The sequence below is a fragment of the Streptomyces cinerochromogenes genome, assembly GCF_014648635.1.
Taxonomy (GTDB): Bacteria; Actinomycetota; Actinomycetes; order Streptomycetales; family Streptomycetaceae; genus Streptomyces; species Streptomyces cinerochromogenes.
In genome coordinates, this window is sequence record NZ_BMRM01000003.1 from 396,679 (window position 1) to 407,986 (window position 11,308).

Consider the following 11,308-nt stretch of genomic DNA (forward strand, 5'->3'; position numbering starts at 1 on the left):
TACCCGCGTGACCATCACCGTCCTCGCCGCCGGCGACCACTTCGTCCTCCCCGAACTGCTCGCGCGCGAACTGCGCGCCGCCGCGCCCGACCCCGCCGCCCTCGACGTGCGCGAGCTGAAACTGCCCTGGCCGCACACGCCGTTCGGGAAGGTCGCCGAGGTCGACGAGGCGTCGGGGACCGAGGAGCAGATGATCGAGGCGCTGCGCGGCACACGCGTCTGCGTGACGCAGATGGCGCCGCTCACCGAGCGGATCCTCCAGGCGTGCCCGGACCTTGAGCTGTTCTGCGTCAGCCGCGGCGGCCCGGTCAACGCCAACCTGGAGGCGGCCACCCGGCACGGAGTCAGGGTCTGCTACGCGCCGGGCCGCAACGCCGTCGCCACCGCGGAGCACACCCTGGCCCTGATCCTCGCGGCCGCCCGCAGGGTCGCCGACGTGCACACCGACCTCAAGCGGGCTCTGTGGCGCGGCGACTACTACGACTACGCGAACTGCGGCATCGAGATCGACGGCGCCACGGTGGGCCTGGTCGGCTTCGGCGCGATCGGTTCACGGGTGGCGCGGGTGCTGGCGGCGATGGGCGCGACGGTGCTGGTGCACGACCCGTACGTGGAACCGCGGGCGGTGGAGGGCATCGCGGAGCTGGTGCCGCTGGACGAACTCCTGCGCCGCTCCCGCATCGTGTCGCTGCACGCGCGCGTGACGGACGAGACGCGCGGCATGATCGGCCGCGAGCAGATCGCCGCGATGCCGCCCGGCTCGGTGCTGGTGAACTGCGCGCGGGGCGCGCTGGTGGACTACGACGCGGTGTGCGACGCGCTGGAGTCCGGGCAGCTGGCCGGCGCGGGCTTCGACGTGTACCCGACCGAGCCGGTACCGGCGGGTGCCCGGCTGCTGTCCGCGCCGGGCGTGGTCCTCACGCCGCACATCGCGGGCGCCAGCCGCGAGGTCGCGCACAAGGCGGCCCGGATCGTCGCGGCGGAGGTGGGCCGCCACCTGCGCGGCGAGCCGCTCGCCCACTGCGCGAACCCGGCCGGCTGAGGGTGCCCCGCGCATGATCTCCGACGTGCTGAGAGACACCGGCTCAAGCCTCGCGCTGCCCTAGCCCCGGGGTGCGACGGACTCGCCGTCCCGTCCGAGGCGGGGCCTGCTGTCCCGGGACCGGCCTTCTCGTCTCCGCTTCCCCGGTTCAGGGTGCACGCCGTGCGGGCTGCCGACTCGCGGGACGCGCCAGCCCAGATCCGAGTGGGCGACCTCACCGGTCCCGGGCTCCCGTCGGAAGGGGCTGCGCCGACCGTGAGGTGCCGGGGAGACCGCCGTCGTGGGCAGAGGGGTGGTGAGCAAGGGGCGGTGAGTGCGGCGGGGAGCGGCTGCCGCCCCGGGCGCGAGGCGGCTGCCGCCCCGGGCGCGACCGCTGCTCGCGGCGAGGTCCTCGCGGTGCTCGGTCTTCGGCCCCGGCTCGCCGAGTGCCGCTGAGCCGGAGCGAGCACCGCTTCACATGAACCACATGGTGCTATCGTCATTAGCACCATGCTTCTGAGGCTGAACACCGAGGACACCCGCCCTCTGCACGAGCAGGTGGCCGGTGCGATCCGGCGGGCCATCGCCGAGGGCGAGTGCGGGCCGGGCGACCGGCTCCCTCCGGCCCGCGACCTCTCCCGGGCGCTCGGGGTGAACGTCAACACCGTTCTGCGAGGACTGCGGGCGCTGCGCCACGAGGGGCTGCTGGAGTTCCGCCGGGGCCGGGGTGTGACCGTCGCCGAAGGAGCCGACCAGCGCTCGGCACTGCTGGACCGGGTACGCGAGCTGGTGGCCGACGCGGCGCACCTGGGCTACGGCAAGAGCGACCTCATCGACATGATCAGGGGGATCCCGTGACGGACCATACGGGACGCAGGAACGGAGCGGCCTGGGGCGTGGCCGGCTGGGGTGCCGGTGTCCTGGTGCTCCTCGCCGGACTGCCGGCGGCCGCGAGCGGCCGGCTGCCGGACCGGCTGGCGACGCACTGGAGCGCGGGCTCGGACAGGCCCGACGGCTCCCTGCCGTTGTGGGCCGCCGCGCTGCTCCCGGCGCTGGTCTGGACGGTGCTGACCGCGGTGGTGGCACTGACCGTTCGGCGGGGCGGCGCCCGGGGGATCCCGCCGTGGGCTGCGGCGACGCTCGGATCCGGTGGCGCGGCCCTGGTCGGCGCACAGGTGTCCGTGGTGCGGGCGAACCTGGACCGCACGGACTGGCACGAGGCGGGCTCGGTGACGTGGTGGGCGGTGGGCACGCTCGTCGTGACGGGCGTGGGCGCGGCGGTCCCCCTGCTCGCTGGGCGCCGGAAACCGGCCGTTTCCCGGTCGGCCACCGACGGTCCGGCCATGGTGGTCCCCGCCGGGCAGCGGTTCGTGTGGCTCTCCCGTACCTCGAACCCGTGGCTCCAGGCGACCTCTGCCGCGACGGGCCTGCTCGCGCTCGCCGCGGTGGTGGGGGCACTGGCGGGGCTCACGGACCGGACGTCGGGGGCGGTCGCCGCCGCCGTGCTGACCCTCTCCTGCGTGGTGATCCTCTGCTGCTCCTCGGTACAGGCCCGGGTCAGCGAGCGGGGACTGGAAGTGGCCTTCGGCCCCTTCGGCTGGCCGAGACGGCGCTGGGCTCCCGACGGTATCGAGTCCGCCCGCGCCGAGATCCGCACGCCGGCCCAGGTGGGTGGCTGGGGCTACAGGCTGAGCGGGCTGGGGACCACCGTGATGCTGCGCGGCGGCGAGTGTCTGGTCGTCCGGTCCCTCAACGGGAGGGAATTCGCGGTGAGCGTGGACGACGCCGAACGCGGCGCGGCCCTCCTGAACGCCGTGGACGCCCCCTAGACGTATTGACCCGAAGCGTTGTTCACACAGGTGATGGGCGGGTGGCCGCCGAGTGCGGTGTGGCAGCGGTGGTGGTCGGCGGTCGGCGCAGGAGCAGGCCGAGCGGGAACGGGGGGATGACGAGCAGTTTCATCGGCGGGTTCCTTCGGTTGCGGTGTCGGAGTCGTTGTCCTGGGCCACGGTGGCGGGGATGGTGCGGTCGAAGAGGGTGGCCAGAAGGGTGAGGGCTCCCAGGGCGAGGACGATCCAGCCCATGCGGTGGAAGCCGGCGTCGGTGACGTGGCCGCCGAAGCTGAGGGAGATCACGCTGGAGGAGAAGATCGCGCCGATGTAGCCGAAGGTGCGGAACAGTCCTGCGGCGACACCGACTTCGTCGGCGGGGGTCTGGACGAACAGGGTGGTCTGGTTGGCGAAGTTGCACAGGCCGTTGGGGAAGCCGAGGACGCCGGTCGTCAGCAGGATCAGGGCCAGGGGGCTTCCCTCGTGCGCTGTGAGCATGAGCAGTCCGCCCCCGGCCAGCGCGAGGTTCCCGGTCAGCAGCGGCCGGCGCACCCGGCCGCGGGTGGAGACGAAGCGGGCCAGGATCATGCTGACCGCGGACATCGGCAGCATGATCAAGCCGGTCTGGAAGGAGGAGTATCCGGCGCTGCCTTCCAGCCACTGGGTGAGGGAGTACATCGAGGCGTACATCCCCAGGCCCACCAGCAGTTGGCGTACGTAGGTCCGGCGCAGCGCCGGATTGCGGGCGAGGGACCGGACGTCGATCAGCGGTGAGGCGGTGCGCCGTTCCCACCGGATGAGCGCCGCGAGCGTGACGAGCGCGACAGACCCCAGTGGCCAGGCGGGGTGGTCGAGGTCGTTCAGGAACTGCAGCAGGCACACCACGGACAGGGCGAACAGGAAGACCCCGAGGGGATCGACGGCCGCGAGCGACTCCTTGACGCCGCCGGATTCGGCGGGCGGGTCCTTCTCTACGTTCTTGGCGGCGAAGACCAGGGCGAAGGCAGCCAGGGGCACGTTGACGAAGAACAGGGCGCGCCAGCCGAAGACACCGGCCAGTACACCGCCGAGCGGCAGGCCGAGCACGGCCACGATCTGTGAGGCGATGGAGAAGCTGCCCAGTACGGTGCTGGGCACGCCGGTCTTCAGCCGCTCGGCCCGGCGGCGCACGAGCGCCGTCGAGGCGGGGTAGCAGGCCGACGAGCCGATGCCGATCAGTGCGCGGGAGAGCAGCAGGATCTGGAAGCCGGGTGCGAGGGTGCCGATCGCGCCGCCGGCCAGGAGGATGGCCACGCCGGTGAGGAAGATCTTCCTGGGGCCGAAGATCGCGGCCAGCTTGCCCATGGTGGGTTGCATGACCGCGCTGCACAGGTACAGCACGGACACCAGGGACGCGGCCGGGCCGGGGCCCAGGTGGAAGTCGGCGGCGATCCCGGCGAGACCGGTGGCGATCATGGAACTGTTCACCGGGTTCAACGTCGTGCCCAACATCAGTGGGAACGTGAACCGCAGGCCGAAACCGTCACTGGTGGATGCTGCCGGTTTCGGGCACGTACCGGGGCGCGGGGGCGAGGTGGGAGACATGGGGCCTCGTCGGTCATGGACGAATCCAGGGCGCCGGGAGGGCGCACCGAAGACATTTCTTTCTTACTACTAAACATCTTCCTTCGTTATGCTAAGGAACTGTGAGCGCGAACGCAAACCCCGAAGACCTCTCAGGCGAGGGCACCCTGGCCCTCGGCACCGAGCTGCGGGTCGCGGTGGCCAGGGTCTACAGCCGCTTCCGCTCCGAACGCGGCGACGGCGAGATGGCCGAGGCGGCCGTCATCGTGCTCACCGCGCTCTACAACCGCGGCCCGCAGAGCCTGACCGAACTCAGCCGGCGCGCCCGCGTGACACCAAGCTCCATGAGTCAGACCGTCAACCGGCTCGTCTCCGGCGGACACGCGACGCGGCACAAGGACCCGAAAGACGGGCGTCGCGTCCTCTTCTGCCTCACCCCGTCCGGCACCGAAGTCGCTCGCGAAGCACTGGCAGTACGCCAGGACTGGCTGGAGGGGAAGCTTGCCCAACTGTCCGAAGAGGAGCGACTGACGCTCCTACGGGCTTCCCGAATCATGCGCCGAATCGCCGACTCCTGAGATCCCAGGTCCCAGGCGGAACCAGAAGGCTCCGTGGCGCGCACCGCTGGAGCCGGCGGCGGTCCGCCCGCGCGCCGCCGCTCGGCCCGGCCGGTCCGCGGTACGCGGGGCCGGCCGGGCCGAGGGATGGAACCGGCGGTCAGGGCAGCCGGTAGTCCGTGTCCAGGGCCGCACCCGCTTCCGGGTGTGTCTGGTCGTAGCCGCGGGCGTCGCACTGGAGGCCGCCCACGATGCAGTGGTCGACCATGGCCTTGAGCGTGCGTTCCTCCCAGGCGTTGAAGAAGTCGTAGTGGAAGGAGTAGCCGCGCCCGCTGGCCAGGTGCACCTGGGACATGTCGCCGTTGACCGGGAAGGCCATCTTGAACTCGATCATCGGCAGCGCGACCGGATGGTCGGCGGGGCACACGTTGTCGTTCGTTCCGGGCTTGACGACCGGATAGGCCATGTGGCTCTTGTGGTCCGGTGTGTCGAGGTACGTGCCGTCCCAGCAACTGGGCGCCTGGAAGCGGATGTTTAGCTGGACGTCGGCCCGGTCCGGGCAGCTCGTGGGAATGTCGGTGTTGAAGTAGCTGTCGCCGCACTCCCAGCCCTCGACGAAGCCGCGGTGGTGGCGGAACTGGTCGGCGCTCTGCATCGGATCACCCACCACGAACCGCAGGCCCTTGGGGAAGGGCCGCACACTGGTGTAGTCGGTGACGCCGGCCTTGTAGTAGATCGTCTGGGGGCCGACGGGCAGGATCTTCCGGTCGCCCTTGTACAGCGAGGGCATCCAGTAGCCCGAGGCGTCGGCGGGTGCCTTGCAGGTGGTCGTGCCGCCGTAGAGGGAGGACGTCGTACTGCCCGCGTCGGTCGAGGTGTTGCCCATGAAGGTGTGGTCGTGGGACTTGCCGGGCTGGCCGGGGTAGACGATCGGGTCGTCCGCAGCGGTGTGGGTGACCGAGCAGTTGGCCTGGAACTCGTGGAAGTAGCGCGGTGGCGGAGTGTTCGTGGACGGTGTGACACCGGTGACCTGCGGCACGGCCGGTATGTAGCCGTCGCCGTCCGGGTCGTCGCCGGAGCCCTGGGTGGACACGGCCATCGCGTGCCCGGTGTGCGTGACCGCGGCGGCGGGGGCCTCGCCGCTGTCACCGGCGGAGGCGAGGCTGCCGACGCCGAGGGCGGTGGCGAGGAGGGCGGTGCCGAGGAGGAGTGCGGGGAGTCGTTGCGGACTCGGTCTCATGGAAATCTCCTGCCCGTGGGGGAAGAGGGTCCGCGTACACGGGGCGTGTGCCACGCGGAGGGTGCGATCGGTGTGGTCACGGCGAGACGCCGTGGAGGCTCCGGCGTCGTCGTCGTCCGGGGCACGGCCGTCAGCCGTAGATCCCCAGTTCGTGGAGGGAGTAGCCCCAGCCCGTACCGCGTGCCGTCAGCTGGAGGCGCACATAGCGGCCGGTGGCCGAGACGTCCAGGGTGTCCACGTCGCCGTCGCCGGCGGTCGTGGAGTACACCGGGCGCCAGGTGTGCGCGTCGTCGGACACCTGCACCTCGTACGACTTGGCGTAGGCGGGGTCCCAGACGAGCTGCAGCGTGCGCAGCGCCTTGGCGGAGCCGAGGTCGACCTGGAACCACTGCGGGTCGCTCCAGTCGCTGGCCCAGCGGGTGTCGGCGCGGCCGTCGACGGCGAGCGCCGGGGTGCAGGGGCAGTCGCCGTAGGACGGCTGGAAGGAGGAGGCGGTCGCGGGCCGGTTCAGCGCCAGATTGGTCCCGCTCACCGGCGGGGCGACGACCTTGACGGACTCGGTCTCGATGCCGGCGTTGCCGTGCCCGTCCTCGGCCTGCACGTAGACCTTCCACACGCCGAGCTTCTGGGGCGCGGTGACGGTGAAGTTCCCGTTCCCGGTCGAGCGCCACTGCGCCTCGACGAGCCGTTTGTCGCCGTTCGCGTAGTTGCCGCTGAGGAACACCTTGTACGTGATCGCGTCACCATCGGGGTCACGGACGTCGGCGTGGACGGTGAACTCGCCGCCGGCCGGTGCGGAGGAGGCCGGGGACACGGTCATGCCGCTGATGACCGGGGGCGTGTTCTCCCCGGACGCCGAGCCGGTGTACGCCTTCCTGACGGCGTAGTAGGACAGCCGCCTCAGCCCGTCGGGCACGAGGTTGAACCAGACGCCGCCGAAGTCGTGTTCGGTGCCGTAGTGGAACAGAGTGGCGCCCAGGGCCACCCCCGGGTGCCCGGTGACGCAGTTCCAGGCCTTGGTGTACCCGTCCGCCTTCTGCGCGTCGGTCGGCTCGTCGGGAACGCCGTTGGCGTCGTCGGGCACCTCCCACTCGCCGGCCGGTCCGGTCTCGGTGATGATGTACGGCTTGGTGTAGCCGCCGTCGATCCAGTCCTGGCGGACCTTGCACACGTTGCTGTAGGAGTTCATCGCGTACAGGTCGAGATCGGGCGCGTTGCGCTTGTAGTACGGCCAGGCGCCGGTCCACGCGTCGGTGGAGGTGACCGGGTGGTCGGGGTCGATGCCGTGGATCTTCTTGGCGACGTCGTCGACGAAGCTGGTGTAGGCGTTGCGCTGCGCCTCCAGCTCCGCTCCGCCGTAGCAGTTCTGCAGACCGAGGACCGACTCGTTGCCGACGTTCCACATCAGCGTCGCCGGATGGCTCTTGTAGGTGTCCACCCACTTGGCGAACTCGGTGAGCATGGTGTTCTTGTAGGCGGTGTCGGTCACGTAGTCGACGCAGCCCCCGGCGCCCGGTCCGCCGCCGGGCTGGAGCCAGAAGCCGTTGATCACGTGGATCCCGTGGAACGCCGCGGCGTCCAGCAGTGTCTTGCTCGAGCCGTCCGTGCCCCAGGTGCGGATCGTGTTGGCGCCCAGGGCTTTGACGTCCGGCAGGTATCTGGGGGCGTCGGAGGCCGCCGGGCCCCAGGTGACTCCCTTGACGGTGTACGGCTGGCCGCCCACGGTCAGACGCCAGTTGCCCTGACCGCCCTCGACCTTCACGGCGCCCGGGGAGGGCGGGGGAGTGCTGCCGCCGGTGGAGCCGTAGACCTGGAACTCCCAGAGCGAGTACCCGTATCCGCCGGACCGCGCCAGGCCCTGCATCCGGACGTAGCGGCCGGTCCCCGAGACGGCGAGGTCGTCGGTGCCGCCGTCACCTCCGGTCACCTTCATCACGGTGTGCCAGTCGTCGCCGTTGTCGGACGCCTGGATCTCGTAGTCCTTGCCGTAGGCCGACTCCCAGGTCAGGACCACACGGCTGAGGTTCGCCACTTGGCCCAGGTCGACCTGGAGCCACTGCTGGTCGCTCCACTGGCTGGCCCACCGGGTTCCGGTGAGGTCGCCGTCCACGGCGGCGGCCGCCGCGTAGCCGTCGCCTTCCTGCGAGGAGGCGGTGGCGGGCCTGCCCTGGGACAGGAGGGTGTCGGCGGCGTGCGCGCCCGGGGCGAGCGCGACCGTGAACATGGACGCGAGGAGGGAGCCGAGGGCGATGAAGGGCATGGCCGTGCGGCGGGTACGGCGGGGGAGAGGGACGGCGGGAGCCGGTCTGGACAACGGGCGCTCCTGACGGGTCGGGCCGCCGGGGACGGGACGTGACGCCGGAGGGTCCGTACTCCTCCGTCTCCTCCGTCCCGCCTGAACCGGTCGGCGGCGGTGTGGGGATGCATCGGCCACGCTCCGGGGAGGAGGCCGTCCGCGTGCGCGTACTACGGGAGGTGCGAGCCCCCTCGGGCCCGGGGCGGGGCGGGGCGGCCCGGCCCGGAGGGGAGGCGTTGCCGTTGCGTGCCGGGGGTGACGCGGTGGAAGAGCGCTCTTCGGAACCATGCCCGGCGGTCATGGCGAGGTCAAGCGCTTGGACGGACTTTCCTTTCGGCTTTACTTAAGGAGACGGATTCCTATCGCTCGCTGCTCGCGGCTACGACCATGACGGTGGCGGCAGCCGTCCCGCAGCACGAGCCGACCGGCACGTCGTGCCACCGGCACGTCGTGCCCGGGACCGGCTCCGCCGACCAGGGGAGCCACGGAGGGTGATCTGCGTCTCGCGCTGTCACAGGGTCCGGTGACGCGGTGTCTTCATGGTGAACGTCCGTCAGGGAAGGGGACACCGTGAGCAGGAACATCGACGTGGTGGTGATCGGCGGCGGGTACGCCGGGGTTCTGGCGGCCAATCGCCTGACTCAGCGCCGTGACGTGGCGGTGACCGTGGTCAATCCGCGTGCCGTCTTCGTCGAGCGTGTTCGCCTGCACCAGGTGGTGGGCGGGTCCCACCAGGGTGTCGTGGACTACCGGCAGGTGCTGGGCGAGCGGGTGGGGCTGGTGGTGGACACCGCTACCCGGATCGACGCCGGTGCGCGCAGCGTGGCGCTGGCGAGCGGCGGCACGGTCGGCTACGACTACCTGATCTACGCGGTGGGCAGTGCCAGCGCGGCACCGCACGTGCCCGGGGCGGCCGAGTTCGCCTATCCGGTGGGCACGCTGGAGGAGGCGCGGCGACTGAGGGAAGCCGTCGGGGCCGCGCCCGCCGCGGCCGCCGTCACGGTGGTGGGAGGCGGATCGACCGGGATCGAGATCGCCGCGGAGCTGGCGGACCAGGGCCGCCGGGTGACGCTGGTCTGCGGCGGCGTGCTCGGCCCGTCCCTGCACCCGCGGGTGCGGCGTGCGGTGGCCAGGCGTTTGGCCAGGCTAGGGGTGACCGTGCTCGACGGCCCCGACGCGAAGGTCACCGCGGTGACCCGTGACGACGTCCGCCTCAGGGGCGGCAACGCGCTGCCCAGCTCCGTGACCATCTGGACCACTGGTTTCGGCGTACCGGACCTGGCCGCCCGCAGCGGACTGACCACGGACGCCTCCGGACGGCTGCTCACCGACGAGACCTTGACCAGCGTGGACGACGCGCGCATCGTCGCGGCCGGGGATGCGGCGGCGCCCTCGGACAGGCCGCTGCGGATGAGCTGCCAGACCGCGCGTCCGCTGGGAGCCCACGCGGCCGACACCGTGCTGGCACGTATCGTCGGCGAGCAGCCCACGGTCATCGACGTGGGGTACTTCGGCCAGTGCATCGCCCTGGGCCGGCGCGCCGCCACCGTCCAGCTCGCCGCCAAGGACGACACCGTGAACAGGTACTCCATCGGCGGCCGCCTCGCGGCCGGCATCAAGGAGCGCGCATGCCAGGGCGTCGTGAAGGAACTGGAGGAGGAAGCGCGCGAACCCGGCTCCTTCCGCTGGCAGTTCAAGGACACCACGCGTCGCGGGCTGCTGCGCGCCGAGCACCGTGCCACGCCGGCGGCTCCCTGAACCACCGTCTGAACGCACCGAGAAGCCGAGCCGGTCACCCTGAGATGCTCACGTCAGGGCAGGGTTGACCGCGAAGGAGAGACAGAAGACATGAGTGACCACGCCACCGACGCGGCGACCGATGCGTTCATCGTCCACCGCAACCTGCTGTTCACCGTCGCCTACGAGATGCTCGGATCCGCAGCCGACGCCGAGGACGTCCTCCAGGAAGCCTGGCTGCGGTGGAGCAGAACCGACCTGGACACGGTGCGCGACCAGCGTGCCTACCTGGTCCGGATCACGACCCGCCAGTCCCTGAACCGGCTGCGCACCATGACGCGACGCAAGGAGGACTACGTCGGCCCGTGGCTGCCGGAGCCCCTGCTGACCGCGCCGGACGTGGCCGAGGACGTCGAACTCGCCGAGAGCGTGTCGATGGCGCTCATGCTCGTCCTGGAGACGCTGTCACCGACCGAACGCGCCGTCTTCGTACTGCGCGAGGTCTTCGACGTCGGCTACGACGACATCGCCGCCGCGGTCGACAAGAGCGCTGCCGCGGTGCGTCAGATCGCGCACCGTGCCCGTCGGCACATCGACGCCCGGCGTCCCCGCTCCGTGGTCTCGGTGAGCGAGAGCCGGGCCGTGCTGGAGTCGTTCCGGCGAGCGCTGGAGGGCAGGGACCTCCAAGGGCTGCTCGACGTACTCGCACCCGACATCGTCGTCCTCAACGACGGCGGCGGCATCAAGCACGCCGCCCTGCGGCCGGTCATCGGCGCCGAGAAGGTACTCCGCTTCCTGGCGGGCGGCCTCGGCAAGACCGATGCCGTCCTCGCCGCCGACCCGACCATGGTCAACGGCAGCCCCGGGCTCCTCTTCCGTCTCGACGGCGAGGTCGACGGCATCATGGCAGCCTGCGTGCACAACGGCCGTATCACCAGCCTCTATTACGTCCGCAACCCGCAGAAACTCACCCGGGTCGCCTCCGAAACGCCACTCACGCTGCGGTGAACCCACCGGTGCACGGAGCGGTGGCAGCGCTGCAATGGCTGCCCGTGGCAGGGACGA

Annotated in this window: 9 protein-coding genes; 6 read left to right on the forward strand and 3 right to left on the reverse strand. The window is 71.3% G+C overall.

The genetic code is table 11. The features are described from left to right. Positions 1-7: 7 nt before the first annotated feature. From IEZ20_RS08165 to IEZ20_RS08175, 3 genes are all read left to right on the forward strand, one after another. Complete coding sequence (locus IEZ20_RS08165; RefSeq protein WP_189295895.1) at positions 8-1,042, forward strand: 2-hydroxyacid dehydrogenase; 1,035 nt, start codon at positions 8-10, stop codon at positions 1,040-1,042. A 489-nt stretch (positions 1,043-1,531) separates the two neighbouring features. Then, positions 1,532-1,879: a GntR family transcriptional regulator gene (locus IEZ20_RS08170; protein WP_189295897.1), complete on the forward strand. Its 348-nt coding sequence runs from the start codon at positions 1,532-1,534 to the stop codon at positions 1,877-1,879. Continuing rightward, a complete protein-coding gene (locus tag IEZ20_RS08175; RefSeq protein ID WP_189295899.1) occupies positions 1,876-2,850 on the forward strand; it encodes a DUF1648 domain-containing protein in 975 nt (324 codons plus the stop codon). The genes IEZ20_RS08170 and IEZ20_RS08175 overlap by 4 nt, the downstream gene beginning before the upstream one ends. A gap of 129 nt (positions 2,851-2,979) precedes the next feature. Here the strand turns inward: IEZ20_RS08175 and IEZ20_RS08180 are convergent, their stop codons facing one another. Continuing rightward, positions 2,980-4,434: an MFS transporter gene (locus IEZ20_RS08180; RefSeq protein ID WP_189295901.1), complete on the reverse strand. Its 1,455-nt coding sequence runs from the start codon at positions 4,432-4,434 to the stop codon at positions 2,980-2,982. 101 nt (positions 4,435-4,535) lie between these two features. Between IEZ20_RS08180 and IEZ20_RS08185 the strand changes: the two genes are divergently transcribed. Beyond that, positions 4,536-4,991 carry a MarR family winged helix-turn-helix transcriptional regulator gene (locus IEZ20_RS08185; protein WP_189295903.1) on the forward strand — a complete coding sequence of 152 codons (456 nt, stop codon included), beginning with the start codon at positions 4,536-4,538 and terminating at the stop codon, positions 4,989-4,991. Positions 4,992-5,130: 139 nt separating this feature from the next. On the opposite strand, the gene IEZ20_RS08190 is transcribed toward IEZ20_RS08185, so the two are convergent. Further along, a complete protein-coding gene (locus IEZ20_RS08190; protein WP_189295904.1) occupies positions 5,131-6,210 on the reverse strand; it encodes a DUF1996 domain-containing protein in 1,080 nt (359 codons plus the stop codon). Between the two features lie 130 nt (positions 6,211-6,340). Beyond that, complete coding sequence (locus tag IEZ20_RS08195) at positions 6,341-8,470, reverse strand: discoidin domain-containing protein (RefSeq protein ID WP_189295905.1); 2,130 nt, start codon at positions 8,468-8,470, stop codon at positions 6,341-6,343. 606 nt (positions 8,471-9,076) lie between these two features. Here IEZ20_RS08195 and IEZ20_RS08200 point away from each other — a divergent pair. Continuing rightward, a complete protein-coding gene (locus tag IEZ20_RS08200; protein WP_189295906.1) occupies positions 9,077-10,264 on the forward strand; it encodes an NAD(P)/FAD-dependent oxidoreductase in 1,188 nt (395 codons plus the stop codon). Positions 10,265-10,354: 90 nt separating this feature from the next. Continuing rightward, positions 10,355-11,251: an RNA polymerase sigma-70 factor gene (locus IEZ20_RS08205; protein WP_189295907.1), complete on the forward strand. Its 897-nt coding sequence runs from the start codon at positions 10,355-10,357 to the stop codon at positions 11,249-11,251. The last annotated feature ends 57 nt before the right edge of the window (positions 11,252-11,308 follow it).